The 17,874-nt window shown below is 36.5% G+C and carries 11 protein-coding genes, 1 rRNA gene, 1 pseudogene and 1 other annotated feature; of the genes and pseudogenes, 5 read left to right on the forward strand and 8 right to left on the reverse strand.

Annotated elements, in window-relative coordinates; all coding sequences use genetic code 11:
- Window positions 1-112: 112 nt before the first annotated feature.
- A 16S ribosomal RNA gene (locus AC1PU0_RS16145) occupies window positions 113-1,673 on the reverse strand.
- Window positions 1,674-2,328: 655 nt separating this feature from the next.
- Between AC1PU0_RS16145 and croR the strand changes: the two genes are divergently transcribed.
- The 4 genes and pseudogenes from croR to AC1PU0_RS16165 all read left to right on the forward strand — a co-directional run bounded on the left by croR (window position 2,329) and on the right by AC1PU0_RS16165 (window position 7,422).
- On the forward strand, window positions 2,329-3,018 hold the full coding sequence (gene croR, locus AC1PU0_RS16150; RefSeq protein WP_010762183.1) for a response regulator transcription factor CroR: 690 nt from the start codon (window positions 2,329-2,331) through the stop codon (window positions 3,016-3,018).
- On the forward strand, window positions 3,008-4,159 hold the full coding sequence (gene croS, locus AC1PU0_RS16155; protein ID WP_206849698.1) for a sensor histidine kinase CroS: 1,152 nt from the start codon (window positions 3,008-3,010) through the stop codon (window positions 4,157-4,159). The genes croR and croS overlap by 11 nt, the downstream gene beginning before the upstream one ends.
- A gap of 38 nt (window positions 4,160-4,197) precedes the next feature.
- Window positions 4,198-4,410, forward strand: a binding site (T-box leader).
- 102 nt (window positions 4,411-4,512) lie between these two features.
- Window positions 4,513-5,785 (forward strand): annotated as a pseudogene (gene serS, locus AC1PU0_RS16160) (serine--tRNA ligase).
- Between the two features lie 140 nt (window positions 5,786-5,925).
- Window positions 5,926-7,422 (forward strand): polysaccharide deacetylase family protein, encoded by a 1,497-nt coding sequence (locus AC1PU0_RS16165; protein ID WP_206834769.1) that lies wholly within the window; start codon window positions 5,926-5,928, stop codon window positions 7,420-7,422.
- A 54-nt stretch (window positions 7,423-7,476) separates the two neighbouring features.
- Here the strand turns inward: AC1PU0_RS16165 and guaB are convergent, their stop codons facing one another.
- The 5 genes from guaB to AC1PU0_RS16190 form a co-directional block, all read right to left on the reverse strand.
- The gene (gene guaB / locus AC1PU0_RS16170) at window positions 7,477-8,961 is read right to left on the reverse strand and encodes an IMP dehydrogenase (RefSeq protein WP_069653559.1); all 1,485 of its coding nucleotides are present in this window, start codon (window positions 8,959-8,961) and stop codon (window positions 7,477-7,479) included.
- 158 nt (window positions 8,962-9,119) lie between these two features.
- Complete coding sequence (locus tag AC1PU0_RS16175) at window positions 9,120-10,796, reverse strand: 6-pyruvoyl-tetrahydropterin synthase-related protein (protein ID WP_206834768.1); 1,677 nt, start codon at window positions 10,794-10,796, stop codon at window positions 9,120-9,122.
- A gap of 232 nt (window positions 10,797-11,028) precedes the next feature.
- On the reverse strand, window positions 11,029-11,712 hold the full coding sequence (locus AC1PU0_RS16180; RefSeq protein ID WP_206849701.1) for a DUF1129 domain-containing protein: 684 nt from the start codon (window positions 11,710-11,712) through the stop codon (window positions 11,029-11,031).
- Between the two features lie 100 nt (window positions 11,713-11,812).
- A complete protein-coding gene (ychF, locus tag AC1PU0_RS16185) occupies window positions 11,813-12,913 on the reverse strand; it encodes a redox-regulated ATPase YchF (protein WP_069653556.1) in 1,101 nt (366 codons plus the stop codon).
- Window positions 12,914-12,916: 3 nt separating this feature from the next.
- On the reverse strand, window positions 12,917-13,114 hold the full coding sequence (locus AC1PU0_RS16190) for a DUF951 domain-containing protein (protein ID WP_025870734.1): 198 nt from the start codon (window positions 13,112-13,114) through the stop codon (window positions 12,917-12,919).
- 390 nt (window positions 13,115-13,504) lie between these two features.
- Between AC1PU0_RS16190 and AC1PU0_RS16195 the strand changes: the two genes are divergently transcribed.
- Window positions 13,505-15,016 (forward strand): helix-turn-helix domain-containing protein, encoded by a 1,512-nt coding sequence (locus AC1PU0_RS16195; RefSeq protein ID WP_206849702.1) that lies wholly within the window; start codon window positions 13,505-13,507, stop codon window positions 15,014-15,016.
- Window positions 15,017-15,105: 89 nt separating this feature from the next.
- Here the strand turns inward: AC1PU0_RS16195 and AC1PU0_RS16200 are convergent, their stop codons facing one another.
- Window positions 15,106-16,209 (reverse strand): tyrosine-type recombinase/integrase, encoded by a 1,104-nt coding sequence (locus tag AC1PU0_RS16200; protein WP_206849704.1) that lies wholly within the window; start codon window positions 16,207-16,209, stop codon window positions 15,106-15,108.
- A 390-nt stretch (window positions 16,210-16,599) separates the two neighbouring features.
- Window positions 16,600-17,835 carry a hypothetical protein gene (locus AC1PU0_RS16205; protein WP_206849706.1) on the reverse strand — a complete coding sequence of 412 codons (1,236 nt, stop codon included), beginning with the start codon at window positions 17,833-17,835 and terminating at the stop codon, window positions 16,600-16,602.
- Between the last annotated feature and the right edge of the window lie 39 nt (window positions 17,836-17,874).

Raw genomic sequence — 17,874 nt, forward strand, 5'->3', positions numbered from 1 at the left:
GAATCATATAATAAAGAAGAAAATCCAATGATTAACTTCTATTTATAAGAGTAAACCTCTCAAAACTGAACAAAGTGTCGACGAATGTGTAAGTTTCCGTAATATTCCTTAGAAAGGAGGTGATCCAGCCGCACCTTCCGATACGGCTACCTTGTTACGACTTCACCCCAATCATCTATCCCACCTTAGGCGGCTGGCTCCACAAGGGTTACCTCACCGACTTCGGGTGTTACAAACTTTCGTGGTGTGACGGGCGGTGTGTACAAGGCCCGGGAACGTATTCACCGCGGCGTGCTGATCCGCGATTACTAGCGATTCCGGCTTCATGTAGGCGAGTTGCAGCCTACAATCCGAACTGAGAGAAGCTTTAAGAGATTTGCATGACCTCGCGGCCTAGCGACTCGTTGTACTTCCCATTGTAGCACGTGTGTAGCCCAGGTCATAAGGGGCATGATGATTTGACGTCATCCCCACCTTCCTCCGGTTTGTCACCGGCAGTCTCGCTAGAGTGCCCAACTGAATGATGGCAACTAACAATAAGGGTTGCGCTCGTTGCGGGACTTAACCCAACATCTCACGACACGAGCTGACGACAACCATGCACCACCTGTCACTTTGTCCCCGAAGGGAAAGCTCTATCTCTAGAGTGGTCAAAGGATGTCAAGACCTGGTAAGGTTCTTCGCGTTGCTTCGAATTAAACCACATGCTCCACCGCTTGTGCGGGCCCCCGTCAATTCCTTTGAGTTTCAACCTTGCGGTCGTACTCCCCAGGCGGAGTGCTTAATGCGTTAGCTGCAGCACTGAAGGGCGGAAACCCTCCAACACTTAGCACTCATCGTTTACGGCGTGGACTACCAGGGTATCTAATCCTGTTTGCTCCCCACGCTTTCGAGCCTCAGCGTCAGTTACAGACCAGAGAGTCGCCTTCGCCACTGGTGTTCCTCCATATATCTACGCATTTCACCGCTACACATGGAATTCCACTCTCCTCTTCTGCACTCAAGTCTCCCAGTTTCCAATGACCCTCCCCGGTTGAGCCGGGGGCTTTCACATCAGACTTAAGAAACCGCCTGCGCTCGCTTTACGCCCAATAAATCCGGACAACGCTTGCCACCTACGTATTACCGCGGCTGCTGGCACGTAGTTAGCCGTGGCTTTCTGGTTAGATACCGTCAAGGTAAGAGCAGTTACTCTCCTACTTGTTCTTCTCTAACAACAGAGTTTTACGATCCGAAAACCTTCTTCACTCACGCGGCGTTGCTCGGTCAGACTTTCGTCCATTGCCGAAGATTCCCTACTGCTGCCTCCCGTAGGAGTCTGGGCCGTGTCTCAGTCCCAGTGTGGCCGATCACCCTCTCAGGTCGGCTATGCATCATGGCCTTGGTGAGCCGTTACCTCACCAACTAGCTAATGCACCGCGGGTCCATCCATCAGCGACACCCGAAAGCGCCTTTCAAATCAACACCATGCGGTGTCGATTATTATGCGGTATTAGCACCTGTTTCCAAGTGTTATCCCCCTCTGATGGGTAGGTTACCCACGTGTTACTCACCCGTCCGCCACTCCTCTTTTCAAATGAGTGCAAGCACTCGGTAGAAAAGAAGCGTTCGACTTGCATGTATTAGGCACGCCGCCAGCGTTCGTCCTGAGCCAGGATCAAACTCTCATAATAAAAGTTGAACACAATCCGAAGATTGTTAAGCTCATTTGTTTGCTAGCATATTGCTTCGCTTTGTTAAAATTGTTGTTTGTTTTTACCGTTGTAAAAACAACCTACACATTTGGTTCGTCTTACTTTGTTCAGTTTTCAAAGGTCTACTGTGTTACCTCGCAGCAACTTTTATATCGTATCAAATCTCCGATTCGATGTCAACACTTTTTTAAAAAAAGTTTCAAAGTTTTTTTCTGCTCGATGTTATCGGATGTTTCGCGACAACTTCATTAGTTTACCAGGTTTCTTATTGTTTGTCAACAAATTTTCCCCCTGATTCTCAAAGTTTTTTAAACTTTAAGTTGTTATATTATGCTCATCGTTCGGCGTGTTTCATCAGTGCCTTGCGACAAGATATAATATACCAAGATTATAGGCTTAGGTCAACTAAAATTTGCGCTTTTTTTAAAGTTTTTTTGGTTCCCGATTGTTTTATTACTTTTGTTCTTTATTGTTCGTTTTTTAACGAAAAACCGATGAATTTTATGCTGTTTCTTAATTTTTAGTAACATATTCTAAATTTCCCGTAACTTCTCTTTGATTTTGTCCTTTTTTTGCTTTTTTTGTTAGAATGAAGAAGAAGGATTCTACTATATATATGGAGGAAATGAATGAGATGAAGATTTTAGTTGCTGATGATGATAAAGAGATTGTAGAACTACTGAGCATTTATATTCACAACGAAGGGTATGAAGTGGTGAAAGCTTATGACGGAAAAGAAGCTTTATCTAAGATTCGAACCATTTCAGATATTGATTTACTTATCTTAGATATCATGATGCCGATTATGGACGGTATGCAAGTTGTGAAAGAATTAAGAAAGGAATCTCAAATTCCTATTATTATGCTAACTGCTAAAACAACAGATATGGATAAAATTAAAGGGTTAGTTGCTGGAGCTGATGACTACGTTACGAAACCATTCAACCCATTGGAAGTTATGGCTCGGGTTAAATCTATTTTAAGACGTAGTCAAATGCAGCTTAAAGCAGATGAGCCTGATGTACTTGAAATAGGATCATTGATTATTAACAAAGATTCCCACGAAGTAAAAACAGTCGAAGGAAAAGAAATTCAATTAACGGCACTGGAATTTGGGATCTTGTATCTCTTAGCCAGTCATCCTAATCGTGTTTTTAGTGCAGATGAAATTTTTGAACGTGTGTGGCAGCAAGAAAGTATTGTTTCTGCAAAAACCGTTATGGTTCATGTAAGTCACTTGAGAGATAAGATTGAAGAAGCAACTGGTGGAGAAAAAGTCATTCAAACAGTTTGGGGAGTTGGATATAAAATAGATGCTCGTTAGACAAAAGAAGATCGAAAAACAAAAAAGAATTACCCTAACATCAAAGGAAATAAGCGAATTACTTGCTGAAGGAATCGTCACTATTATCTTGTTGCTTCTATTAAATGTCTCGATTACGGTTATTCTTAGCGGCAGCCAAACTCTACAAGGAATTATCTGGGCAACTAAGGGTGCTTTTGCAGCAGAACTAAATACAGATTTATTTTGGAGTTTAAGTAAATTTGTTATCCCGATATTCTTTATAGTGGATATAGCTGTGTTGTATTGGCGTTTGATTCGTCGTTATCGCCAAATGCAATTACGTCATATTATCAGCGAACTGCATTATATCGCTGACGGTAATTACGACCATCGTATTCCTTTTGAGCTAAGTGGTGATTTAGCAAAAGTTGTTACCAGTATCAACGGGTTAGTTGATAGTACCGTTGCAGCAATTGAAGATGAACGAAAAATAGAAAAATCAAAAGATGAACTGATCACAAACGTCAGTCACGATATCCGAACTCCTTTAACTTCTATTATAGGATATTTGGGTTTAATTGAAGATCGACAGTTTAAAAACGAAGAAGATTTACTTAAGTATACTCATACAGCTTACGTGAAAGCGAAACAAATGAAGCTGCTTGTTGATGATCTTTTTGAATATACAAAAGTTCGTCAGCCTTCCGTCCCTATCAATACGATACATTTTGATATGGCACAATTGATTGAACAACTAGCTGCTGATTTTGAGCTGGAAGCAGATAAAAACGACATGACGATTGAGGTCAATGCTAATCCAGAATCAATAAAAATGGATGGTGATACCGAAAAACTGGTTCGTGTCTTCAATAATCTATTATCAAATGCGCTTAAATACGGTAAAGGTGGTAAAAATATTGTCATTGATGTAGAGAAAGTTGGGACAGAAGTCGTGATTGCCGTTAGAAATGACGGTCCGTCGATTCCTAAGAACTCTTTGGATCAATTATTCGACCGTTTCTATCGTGTTGAGGAATCACGATCCCAAGAAACAGGCGGAACAGGTCTTGGTTTAGCTATCGCCCAAAGTATTATAGCATTACATGGCGGCTACATCTATGCCACTTCCGATAATCATTGGACATCTTTCATTATCCACTTACCGCTAAAGCGAAATTGATTTACTAAGGTTGACATCCAAACAAAAGTTTTGTATCCTAATGACAAGCAAAGAGAAAAAGTATTTATAGTGCTGAATCAAAGAGAGTTTGCGGTGGTGAAAGCAAATATTCGACTATAAAGAATTCCATCTCTATTATATGCGTTTGACGAAATAAGTCAGACCGGCAGCAACCGTTATCTGCATTACAAGGGCAGCATTATAGCTGAACTTGGGTGGTACCGCGAAATTCAAGTCATTTCGTCCCAAGAATTTTTTTCTAGGGATGGAGTGGCTTTTTATTTTACCACAATGTTATCTAGCAGTATGGATGCACAAGACCATTATGCTTTTAAATTGAAGGAGGAGTAACTATGTTAGATGTAAAAATGATTCGTCAAAATTTTGATGCTGTTCAAGCAAAACTAAAAAACCGTGGGGTAAAAGAAGAGATCTTAGTAGAATTCTTACGCTTAGATGAAAGCCGCCGCAATTTATTAGTAAAATCAGAAGAGCTAAAAAAATATCGAAATGATGTTTCAGCAGAAATCGCACAATTAAAACGAAATAAAGAAGATGCGACAGCTAAAATTGCTGAAATGAAAGAAGTCGGCGGTAATATCAAAGCCATGGACACTGAAATTGAAGCGATCGATACTAAGCTTTATGAGATTTCTACAACATTACCGAATCTTCCACATGATTCAGTACCAGTAGGCGCAAGTGAAGATGATAATGTTGAAGTACGCCGTTGGAGTGAGCCTAGAAATTTTGCTTTTGAACCCAAACCACACTGGGATGTAGCAGAAAATTTAAATATTCTTGATTTTGAACGAGGGGCAAAAGTTGCAGGAAGCCGTTTTGTCTACTATAAAGGATTAGGCGCGAGACTAGAGCGTGCATTATACAATTTTATGCTGGACATGCATGTTTATGACCATGGTTATACTGAAATGATGACACCTTATATCGTAAACAGCAACTCTATGTTTGGTACTGGTCAATTCCCAAAGTTCAAAGAAGACGTTTTTCAACTAGAGGGTACAGATATGACCTTGATTCCAACCGCTGAGGTTCCTTTAACTAACTATTACAATGATGAGATTTTAGATGGAAAGGATTTACCAATCTATTTTACAGCGCTTAGTCCTTCTTTCCGTTCTGAAGCTGGAAGTGCAGGTCGCGATACTCGAGGCTTGATCCGCCTACATCAGTTTAACAAAGTAGAAATGGTAAAATTCAGTGATGCAGAACATTCTTATGAGGAATTAGAAAAAATGACTGCAAACGCAGAAGATATTTTGCAAAAATTAAACCTACCTTATCGCGTTATGTCATTAGCAACAGGTGATATGGGCTTCTCCGCTGCGAAAAACGTACGACTTAGAAGTCTGGATCCCTGCACAAAACGCTTATCGAGAAATCAGTTCTTGTTCAAACTGTGAAGATTTCCAAGCTCGCCGTGCAATGATTCGTTACCGTGATGAAAATGATAAAGTTCAATATGCACATACCTTAAATGGATCTGGTTTAGCTGTAGGTCGAACTGTAGCAGCGATCTTAGAAAATTATCAAAATGAAGACGGAACAGTGACAATTCCAGAAGTTTTGATTCCATATATGGGTAATTTAAAACAAATCAACTAAACTTTTTGATGAACTAGATACATTAAAAAAATCAAAAGATTCACTCAGATAACAAATCCATTGTTGAAAGTCCAAAATAGGCATGATACATTTGTACTACTATAAACACTTAAATTTATAAATTAGAGGGATCAAACGTTATGCATAGAAACAAACACCCACGAGGAACTCGAAACAGTCGGCACGAAAAAAAGAAGTACCCTTTTTCAAAAAAAATAATTTTTATAACTACCTTTACGATTTCATTCATTTTAATATGTGGTGGTGTATATGCGATCTATGCTATGCAACATACGCAGAAAGAAATAAGCCTACCCGAAGATGATGAGGAGCAATATGAGCAAAAAGAAACCTCGTTATTAGAAAAAATTCGAAAAAATCAACATCATGAAGATTTTGAAACAACCGAGCAGGAGAAGACAGAGGGCAACATCCAGACTCTTATTTATGAACCTGTCGCCGCTGACTCTATCCCTCAATTACCAGCAATTAAAACCGAATTAACAACGTTGATAGACATTGCCCAAAAGAACAGCTCAAAAAAGACTGAAACTAAGCTCGTCGGTTATGTTAAAAGAGAAAAAATCAACGAACAAGTATTCAGCTACCAACCTATTGTTGACGCCTATACTTGGGATCGAGAGAAAAAAGACTGGTCTGAAAAAACTGAACATGGTAAAAATACAGCCTTCGTCAATCAAAAAACAAAACAACCACTATGCTTGCAGGATATTTTTATGAGTGAGGCAAATACCTTAGCCATTCAGCAGGTTGTGCAACAAAAATTGCTTTCTGAAAGTCCAGATGGCAATGCGGTTATTGATGGTATACTCAATATGCCCAGTATTTCTTTAGATGGAACTGCTTTTACCTATTATTCTGATAAAATCAGCTTAGGTCTACCAGAAAATCCAACTGGCAAAACAGAAATCACATTGCCTTACAATGAAATTGCTGGTTACGTAAACCCAGAATTTATTGATGCTGATTCCATCAAAGACGCGTTACCCAAACCTTTAGAGTCAGATAAAAAATACATTTCACTCACGTTTGATGATGGTCCAAATCCTGACACTACCCCTAGACTTCTAGATATTCTAAAAGAAAAAGGTGTCAAAGCAACATTCTTTATGCTGGGTCAAAATGTTGTAAAACATGAATCCCTTGTTAAACGAGTGGCTGATGAAGGACATGAAGTGGCTAGCCATTCCTACTCACATCCACAATTGACCGGAATTGATGCACAAACGGTGAAAGAGGAAGTCCAAAACACTGACAAAGCCATCTATCATGCTATTGGCAAGCTACCAACTGATTTTAGACCGCCATATGGTGCTGTGAATAAAGATGTGGCAGCAATCATTGGTAAGCCGATTATTCAATGGTCTGTCGATTCACAAGATTGGCAAAGCCACAATGCACAAGCAATCATTAAACGTATCGATGAGACAGCCTATAATGACACAATCGTTTTAATGCATGACATTCATCCCGAAACAGTAGATGCTGTATCTACTGTTATTGACCACTTACATGCAGAGGGCTATGAGATTTTACCTTCTAAAGAATTGTTAGGAAAAAAAGCCAAACCACTCCACATGTATTATGGTTCTAATGACGAACGTCTTGTTCAATAAAGAAAAAAATTCCGATGCTGTATACGACATCGGAATTTTTTCTTTATTCTTGATTTATTGTTCTACAGAGTAATTAGGTGCTTCTTTAGTAATTTGTACATCATGAGGATGTGATTCTTTCAGTCCATTCCCACTCATTTGAATAAATTGTGCTTCTTCACGCAATTGTTTTAAATCTGCCGCCCCAACATAACCCATACCGGATTTTAGCCCACCAATCAGTTGGAAAACAATATCTGATACGCTACCTTTATAGGCAACACGCCCTTCGATACCTTCTGGCACTAATTTATTCGCTTCGTTGACACCACCTTGGAAATAACGATCACTTGAACCTTTTTCCATTGCGCCTAGTGAACCCATTCCACGATATGTTTTAAAGCGACGACCTTGATAAATTTCAAATTCACCTGGTGATTCATCTGTTCCCGCTAACATGCTACCCAACATAACAGCATGTCCGCCAGCAGCTAAAGCTTTTACGATATCACCTGAATACTTGATTCCCCCATCTGCAATGATAGCTTTCCCATATTTACGAGCAACGGATGCTGCATCATAGATAGCAGTTAATTGGGGAACACCTACACCTGCGACAACACGTGTTGTACAAATCGAACCTGGCCCGATTCCCACCTTCACAACATCCACACCTACATCATAAAGTGCTTTAGCGCCTTCAGCTGTTGCGATATTTCCAGCAATCAATGTTGCATCTGGGAATGTATCTCGAATTTCTTTGATCTTACGAATCACACCTGCGCTATGACCATGAGCTGTATCGATAATAATTGCATCAACTCCTGCATCCAACAAAGCTTCAGCACGTTCAAAAGTATCACTTGTAACACCAACTGCTGCCGCAACTAGTAGACGACCATGCTCGTCTTTCGCCGCATTTGGAAATTCAATTACTTTTTCAATATCTTTGATCGTGATCAAACCACTTAAACGGTTATTTTCATCAACAATCGGTAATTTTTCGATTTTATGTTTTTGTAAAATCTTTTCAGCGTCTTTTAGAGAAGTACCAACTGGGGCTGTAACTAAGTTATCTTTCGTCATTACTTCTTCAATCTTCATTTGATAATCTGTTACAAATCGCATATCACGGTTCGTAATGATTCCTACTAGATTACGATTGTCCATCGTCTCCACAATCGGTACTCCACTGATACGGTATTTGCTCATCAGATTTTCAGCATCTGCTACTAAATTCGTTGGCGTTAAGAAAAATGGGTCGATGATTACGCCACTCTCCGAACGTTTCACTTTACGAACCTCATCTGCTTGTTGCGCAATACTCATATTTTTATGAATAACGCCTAAACCACCTTGACGAGCCATTGAAATAGCCATTTTACTATCCGTTACAGTATCCATACTTGCACTGATCAGAGGAATATTCAACTTAATATTTTTTGCTAGTTGGATACTCATATCTACTTCATTAGGTAGCACATGACTTTCTGCTGGAATCAATAAAACATCATCAAATGTAAGACCTTTTTTTGCGAATTTCGTTTCCCAGTTAGACATTTTCTAGACCACTCCTCTATTTAATTTTATATAAGAAAATAACAGATAATAAAAAGGAAGTCAACCGCATTTTCCTGATTACAGATATTTTCTTTTCGTTTTCCATAACATGAGTGTTTTCTCATTTATTTGCAACCGAATCAAAAGAATAACTCTACTTATTTCTTTCTTTTTAACTTAATAGAATACATAGTCGCTACCTTCCATGTTACACAGGTCGATAGAGTCAAAACAGAGATACTTAATGAAATTTTTTGTGCCAAAGTTGTATGATAAGAAATAGAGACACTGCCATTTTTAGATAACGGAATAGCAACTAATCCGTTTTGTTTGTTTAGCGATGCTGGAATTATTTTTTCACTACCTTCACTTACTATTTTAGCTTGATAACCATAATAGTAGATAAATGGAATTGTTACTGTCGTTTTTTTCTTGTCAATTGAGTGATAGTCGAACGCAACGGAATCAAAATCCATTTTAACATTTGATATGTCTATTTTAGCATCATCGTACACAATTTTTCGTTCTTTATTCTTTTTAATAGTAGAATAATCAACTTCTTTTGGTAAATACTCATGTCCAGCGCCAATATAATAACTATTAGTTTGATCATATGCATCATAGGATAGGATACGCTTCCCCTCAGTATCAATACTCTCTTTTTCATACAATACAACTCCAAGGAAAATGACCATCACTACGATTATCTGACTACTTGGAAATTTTTTAAATAATCCTAGATTGTCATTTGCGATAAGAAAGGCTAACAGCAACGTCACAATTGATAAGAAACGCCAGGGAAACTGGATCGTATTCAACGGTGTATGGTCAAAAAAGCTCCAAGGAAAAAGGTCTGTCGTCATAAACATAAAAAATAACGCAAGAATAACCAACTCTCGATTAGGTAAATTTCGCTTAAAAAGCATTAGTGTGTAGATAGCCAAACCAAACAACAGAACAACACCAATATTTGCTGAGGATTTATGAAATACGCTATTTTTAAAGCTGTTAGTTATTAGTTCACTCAAAGAGTAACTTCTCTCTGAAATCAACGTCAGCGGATTGGCTGTCACTTGGAACGTGACATGCTTCATCTGCTCAAAAACGGGTACTAGATAGAACGCTAACAGTAAGATTGTAACTCCAGCAGCCTTTACTATCGCAACTATGACCTCTTTCTTTAAAAAACGCTTCAGATTGAAAAGAATGTACAGCCCTATAAAAATACTGACGATTTCCAATGAAATAAAATGAGCTAAACCAATTCCTGTCATAGCAACTGTCAATAATAGCCATTTCTTCTCTTTTCCATTTTTCAATAGATACAAACTGGCTAGAACTAATGGAAAAAAGCCCATCGCCAAAAGCTCTCCAATAGCTTGACGATTAAAAAAATCTTGTAGACGGTAAATTGATAACGTATATAATAACGAAAACAAGTAACTTTTCATTTTCGTCAAACTCATATACCTTCCAGATATATAGGTTAAAACAAATGTGGAAAAGTTTATACACACCGAAAAAACAACAAAACTACTGGCAAGAGAAAAGCCAAAAACACGTAGTATAGCTGGAAAATACAGATAAAAATCTGGATAAAACAAACTCGATGCGTATCCATATCCGCCAATAAAAAAATAGCTCACTTTTGGTAACAACATCCCTTGCTCCAAAGATAATGCTAAGCCTTCGATCCGATTTTGATGAAAATGATAATCATCCCCAATCATAATATGACCATTTTGAAGATAAACAATATATAAAGACAATACACTTAATATAAAAAAATTTAGAATAATCAAAAACTGACTATGTCGGTTCATCCATGTTTTCATTCATCCACCTCTTCCTAATGAACATTCGTTACAAATTTCATTCTTAATCTCTATGGTATCGTGCTAAAGCTTTTCTTTCAAATACGATCCCTTTTAGTTTGCACCGCTGGCCTAATTTCTTTATCACCATTTAATGATTTTGAGTTAACAGAACTAGTTACTTGGTTAAAGAGTCAAAAAGAGTCTTAAACAAAACGCTCATCAGCTCTGTTTAAGACTCTACTATTATTCTTTAACGCGCTAAACTGCTGCGCATATTGTATTTTTTCTTTAATAAGTAACGAGTACCTAAAGCGATACCTCCAATAATGATCACAATTACAGGGTCTAACACAGGATTGATAATTAGTGGCAACATTGCAGAACCCGCAAAGACAACGAGCCATAGAAGCATCGCTCCAACTAAGATCAAACCAGTTTTGAACCAACCAGGACGCTTTGATTTGTCGACTCCTGGACGATCATATTGATAGACATATTTATACATTAAATAAAATACATATCCTCCAGCCATCGATGCTAGCACCAGTGTCAATAGACCCAATGGTTGTGACTTTCCTTTCGACCACATCATCATAACTGAGAACATGATTGTCATTACGCCAAATAGTAATAACGTATTATCCAGCCACATTAAAGCTGGGGTAGATTCAGGCAGTTCTTCTGGTTTATTTAAGATAGACTCCGTACGCTCAGCCACTGTTCCGAAAAGCTGACGCGCTGTTTTCCCACTTTTTTGACCTTCTACTAAATGAGGTAGAATATCATGTAAAGCAAGTGTCTGTGCTTCTTCTGAAAGGTTAGCAGCAACTAATGATTTTTTTAAGTCAAAGATATATTGTTCATTTCTCTTTGTCAATTTTTGTTCAAGTTCACGATTTTCTGAAACAATGTCTCGAAGTGTTTCTGATTCCATTTTTTGCGTCCTCCTCGCCCGTGGCCAACGGGTCAATCTTTACCTAAAAAGTATTCTAACACATTTTTTAGGGAGAAAAACAGTTTTTAGCAACTTTTTACTATACATTGAAACGGAAAAGCATAACATCGCCATCTTGAACAATATATTCTTTTCCTTCTAAACGAACTTTGCCTGCTTCTTTCGCTGCTTGCATATTGCCGTAAGTGTTCAAATCATCAAATGAAACCGTCTCTGCACGAATAAATCCACGTTCAAAGTCAGTGTGGATGATTCCGGCAGCTTGAGGTGCTTTAATCCCCTTACGGAACGTCCATGCCCGAACTTCTTGTTCGCCAGCGGTAAAGTATGTCGCTAATCCCAACAGATCATACGCTGCACGAATCAATTGATCTAAACCAGACTCGTCAATACCTAAAGCTTCTAAAAATTCAGCTTTATCTTCATCATCTAATTCAGCGATTTCTTCTTCTGCACGTGCACAAACAACAATTACTTCTGCTTGTTCATTTGCAGCAAAAGTGCGAACTTGCTGTACATATGGATTGTTATCAGAATCTGCTACTTCATCTTCTGACACATTTGCAACATATAAAATAGGTTTGGCTGTTAACAAAAATAGACTTTTAACGATTTTTTGCTCATCTTCAGTAAATTCAACTGTTCGAGCAGACAATCCTTCTTCTAGAACTGGTTTCAGCTTATCTAATACTGCTAACTCCGCTACCGCATCTTTATCTTTCGTTTTAGCTATTTTAGCAACGCGTGCATAACGTTTTGTAATAGAGTCTAAGTCAGCTAATACCAATTCTAAGTTGATTGTATCAATATCTGCTAACGGATCTACACGTCCTTCAACATGGGTAATATTATCATCATCAAAACAACGTACCACATGACAAATGGCATCCACTTGACGAATGTGACTTAAAAATTGGTTACCCAATCCTTCACCTTTACTTGCGCCTTTAACGATCCCAGCGATATCTGTAAATTCAAAAGTAGTTGGTACTGTTTTTTTAGGTTTCACTAACTCTGTTAAACGTAGCAAGCGCTCATCTGGTACTTCAACCATCCCCACATTAGGATCAATTGTTGCAAACGGATAATTTGCCGCCTCTGCTCCTGCTTTTGTAATTGCGTTAAAAAGGGTAGATTTCCCTACGTTAGGTAAACCTACGATTCCAGCTGTTAATGCCATTGATTATTCACTATCCTTTATCAGTTTTTTTTCCAAAATTTTCTTCATCTTTTTTTCAAAATCACGGCGCGTCATCATAACGATATGACCGCAGTTCGTACATTTTATTTTAATATCAGCACCCATTCGGATGATTTCCCAACGATTTGCCTGACAAGCATGGGGCTTTTTCATTTCTACAATATCACCAAGATCATACATAACAGACATATCCCTTCTAAAATAATCGTCAACTGTCAGAAAACTAGACAGAAACATACAAAGATACAATACCATTTTTTGGGCAATCAAGCAAAACTATTTTATTGACTCGCTTTTTTATAAATTGAATAAGAAGATATAAAAATAATTGGTGGCATTTATCGAAATAAAATGAAAATACGACGAAAATAAAAAGAATTAAATAAAATTGTATTTACCCGGTTTATGTTGGATAATATTGAAAATCTTACTACTCATACTCAAATTTTAATCAGGAACAGTATCCAAACTGGGAGTAGTAACCTCTAACTCAAAACTATTTATGCTAATATGACTCACTAAGTCATAGTTAAACATTATTTCTACACTGATATTTAAAGGAGCCTTACCATGAGAAAATTTGATTTACTAGAAAAATTGGAAATTTACCAAATTGAACTATTAATATACCTGAGCAATGTTGGTGGTACTGCAACAAAAAAAGAACTCTTACAACATTTAGATATAGGGAATTACTTCTTATCAAAGCTACTCGAAGAGTTGATGACCTCAGCCCAAAAATCAAATGGTCGTTTTTCCATCGAATTAGACAAGCAAACAATCATTTTTAAAACGAAACCAGATTACTCTCTTCATACTTTGTACAATGAATTGATCGTCCTTGCACCTAAATATACAATTTTAGAAGAATTACTGCTGTTTGGAACGATCGATATCAATCGTTTAACTGAAAAAATCGGCATTAGCTATTCCACCTACTTTAGAAAAATCAACGAATTAAACGTATTATTAAATGAATTTGATTTAACTATTCAAAATGGTTCTCTAATTGGTCCCGAATTACAAATTCGATTTTTTTGTGTTTCCCTTTACGTTGGTGTAGATTCGGCATACCGATTCAAAATTTCAACTATTGATCCTAGAATTTACGAAACGTTTAATACTATTCAACAGATACTAGATAGCCCAATGTCCGTCCTGGCCCGAAAAAAACTTATTATTTATTTAAGTCTCTTAAAAAGAAGACATGCACAAAAAAATATACAAGATTATAGTCAGCAGGAACCTTTTTTCAGTAATAAATCAGATATTTACAGTCAAAAAAGATTTATACATGCACTTAAAAAGTCTCACTTATTTAAAAAAATCAACGAAGCACTTGAATCATTTTTAGTTTACTACTCGTTTAAAATGCTTCCCAACGAAACTATCTTATTACTTCTCTTCATGCTAGGTGAAGAAATCATTCCTGCTACGTCACATTGTTTAGATGAACTTAATTTAATTGAACAGTCCAGTGATTTTTTTATACGGACTCTGAATAAAGAATTTTTTGATTTTATGAAAACCTGCTATCCAAATACCCACTTAAGCAATTCTCACAAATCAACCCTTCGTTATTACCTAAGTTTTATTAACTACCGACACCTTATCTTTAAAGGACATATTGATTATTTTGGAGAACTAAATTATACAATACATGAAAAAAAGAGCCACTCTGAAATGATTCGCCGATTTATTGCTTACTTAAAAGTAAAATATCCCGTAGTTTTTGTAGACAACACTCATGATAGCGTTCTTATTACAAAATACACTCATGCCTTACTTTTTTATGAAGAGTGTGTCAAGATGAAAATTTCTGTTGGCATCTTTATCGAAGGTGACTTACTAGACAAAAAAAGATTTACAGACCAGTGGATCAACTATATTGGCTTGACCACTTTTGCTCAAGCAGAACCACTAGACCCGAGCCAATTCTATGATCTGGTTATTAGTAATATAGATTGTCCCTATCTCAAAAAAAGAGGAAAACATTTTTTCTTTTTGACTAATTACAATGAAAAAAAAGACTATTCAGATCTTGATCAGTTATTGAATGAGATTTATTCTTCTTGCTATTAAGATTATTGATTTTCTCTAAAGACCTACTCCATGATTGGAATATAACGTAGGTCTTATTCCTCCTAGCTAAGATTAACCTCTGTTTTACATTAAATAAACTCAAGTTTTTCTACCAGTTGACGTTCTTCTGTAAAAAATGAATTCGTATAACAATCCAATGTCATTTTTGTTGATGAGTGTCCCAACAATGAGCTTATTGTTGCAATATTTCCGCCAGCCTCTAAACAGCGAGTCGCAAAAGTGTGCCTTAAAGAATGGAAAGAAAAATTTTCTAAGCCAATTTTCTTTCGAATGATTTGAAAGCGATACGCTATCGTACGAGGCTCTAATGCCTTATGCTTGTTTGAAATAACGTAATCACTAGTTGATACTTTTTGAAGTTCCAGTAAGTTTTTCTTTAGTGATTTAGCAATCGGAATTTTCCGTTGAGAATTCTCACTTTTAGGGGTTATTTCCACAATCTCTGTTTTTCTTCCTGCTTTGTCTTCCGACTGAATTCTAAGTACCGTTCTGTTAACACCTAATGTGTTGTTTTCAAAATCAATATCTTCCCATTTCAGCCCACAAATTTCTCCAATTCGAAGTCCTGTCTGTAATGCGAGTATAATAGAGAAAAATTTCTGATTTCTATTAATTTCTTTGACTAACTTGGCTTGATCTTTGATGGATAAAGCTTTCACTGTTTTTCTTCTTGCTTTCGGAAGCTCCAGTCCCATACACGGGTTTTCTACCAGTAGGTTTAAAGATATTGCCTTGCCTAAACAATTTTTTAATACAGAAAATATTGATCTGATTGAACTAGCTTTCAATGTCAGATCCATCTCTTGAAGCAAGGAATCAATATCCGATTGCTTTAATTTTTGTAACTTTATTGAGCCAATTCTTGATAATACATGAACATCCATTTTATTTTTGTAACTAGCATAAGTACTACTTTTCACTTTCGGTCGAACAAACGTCTCAAGCCAGTAAGTGGTCCAGTCTAGTAAACTCCCTTCATACGGTAGTAAATTTTTACTGCTATTTGTCTGTTTTTCGTACTTCATCAAGATAAGTTGATGCTTTACTTCTGAGTACTTATAGCCATATATATAGCCATAATGAATCTTTCCATTTTGTTGTCTACCTTTTATGTACCGGCCTTCCCAACGACCATCTTTTCTTTTATAAATATTTTCCCCTCTTCTTGCCATAATTAAAATCCTTTCTAAAATTTAATTTAAGAAAATGAAATCACTACAACCTTTTAATTATTTCTATGTTATTTTTACCCAATAGATAATCACATGTTTACAATTGGTGCATTTAATTCCCATTCTCATTTACTTCCAACCAAGCTAAACAAAAATTCGCAAGACGTTTGGTTTTCTTAACTAATTATGCATTATATTGTTTTTTACTTAGTTTCAAAAATTTTCCTAAAAAAGTAAAATTTTGGAAGTAACATGTCAATTTTATTTGTTATACAAACTTTATTTATATAACGTCTTAAGAAAAAGAAAGAGGCCTTATACATTTGAAACTGCTCTAGTTTCTTGTACACCACCCCTTTTTCTTCCAAATACACCTATTAAATATCATGATTATTCATTTACTAAAGTATTGTTGCTTAGCTTTAAAGAACTACTTAAAAAATCTTTTAATACTGCATATCCTTCTAATTTTACCAACATTTCTTGTGAACAATATACCCAGTAATTAAAAATTGTCGGTCCTGTTGCAATTTTTTCTACACGTTCCATAAACAAACCTAACTCTTCGATAAGCTCTCTGCAACTTAGTTTACCAGCAATGATAATTTCTTCTTTTCCTTCTAATTCCAACAACATCCATAAATAATCAATAAACTCTACTTTCGCTTTTAAAGTCAAAAATTGTTTTTTTGGCACCATTCGTTTTTTATTCAATTCTTTATTCTCTGTAAAATACGTTAAAATTTCCATCTCAATTTTGGAGGCATACGCTTTTACATCTTCTTTTTTAGTTGACTCTTGGTTTTCTTTAAGTATCTTTTCTTTGGACGACATCTCTGATGTCCAATTTTTCATTTTTAAAGTTACCTGATATTGTTTGGACCGATCAAAAACAAATTTACGTACTCGAGCTTTTTCTTCTATTTCGGTCTTTTTTGTTATGTGAACTGTACTTTCAAGCTTTGGTTTTGTTTTCTTCACTACTTGTTTTTTTGGTTCAGAATACCTTTGACTATCTTTCATGCTATATTCAGCTTGACTCATTTGCTCTTTGATTGTTTGACTTACTTTAGTGAGTTCATTTTTTAGCAATTCACCAGAATCTAAAACAATTGATTCGCTTTTGGCAAGTCTATTTTCTAAGCCTTCCATTTTTTGGGTTAGCTGACTAAATTTTTCTAAAACGCCATAGAGTTCTTTTTCTTTTCTCTTGTACTCTGCTTCTTTTTCTTTCTTGATCAAATTATCATACGTTTCAATGAGTTCTTTTGCACATTCTTTTAACTCACGCAGATGTTTTATTTGTTCTTCTTCGTAAAACCCTATAGTAAACGTTAATACAATATATGCAGTGGATGTGAAAACATTGATTTTTTTTATAGGCAATTCATCGTTTTTTTTCACCCAGGTTTCATATATTTTTTTTGCGATTTGCTCAAGTTCCATCAATGAGTGAACATCTTTTTTAAAAATCAATTTGCATGACAAGTATGCTTCATGCGGCGTAACGAGATGCTTGTTAAAAAGCTCCACTCCCAAAAGTCTTGGATTAACTTTTCGATGAAGAATGTATTTTTTTATTATTTTTTTCCCCTGCTTTTGGGTATTTCTTTCAGCTACGTTCATATCCTCCAACTCCTAAAACCTCTACACCTGAACTTATTC

The organism is Enterococcus sp. XAF26B05_ASV22 (genome assembly GCF_056727285.1).

Coding starts and splice junctions, on each gene's coding strand:
- croR (WP_010762183.1), top strand. CDS start 2,329: ATGAAGATTTTAGTTGCTGATGATGATAAAGAGATTGTAGAACTACTG.
- croS (WP_206849698.1), top strand. CDS start 3,008: ATGCTCGTTAGACAAAAGAAGATCGAAAAACAAAAAAGAATTACCCTA.
- AC1PU0_RS16165 (WP_206834769.1), top strand. CDS start 5,926: ATGCATAGAAACAAACACCCACGAGGAACTCGAAACAGTCGGCACGAA.
- guaB (WP_069653559.1), bottom strand. CDS start 8,961: ATGTCTAACTGGGAAACGAAATTCGCAAAAAAAGGTCTTACATTTGAT.
- AC1PU0_RS16175 (WP_206834768.1), bottom strand. CDS start 10,796: ATGAAAACATGGATGAACCGACATAGTCAGTTTTTGATTATTCTAAAT.
- AC1PU0_RS16180 (WP_206849701.1), bottom strand. CDS start 11,712: ATGGAATCAGAAACACTTCGAGACATTGTTTCAGAAAATCGTGAACTT.
- ychF (WP_069653556.1), bottom strand. CDS start 12,913: ATGGCATTAACAGCTGGAATCGTAGGTTTACCTAACGTAGGGAAATCT.
- AC1PU0_RS16190 (WP_025870734.1), bottom strand. CDS start 13,114: ATGTATGATCTTGGTGATATTGTAGAAATGAAAAAGCCCCATGCTTGT.
- AC1PU0_RS16195 (WP_206849702.1), top strand. CDS start 13,505: ATGAGAAAATTTGATTTACTAGAAAAATTGGAAATTTACCAAATTGAA.
- AC1PU0_RS16200 (WP_206849704.1), bottom strand. CDS start 16,209: ATGGCAAGAAGAGGGGAAAATATTTATAAAAGAAAAGATGGTCGTTGG.
- AC1PU0_RS16205 (WP_206849706.1), bottom strand. CDS start 17,835: ATGAACGTAGCTGAAAGAAATACCCAAAAGCAGGGGAAAAAAATAATA.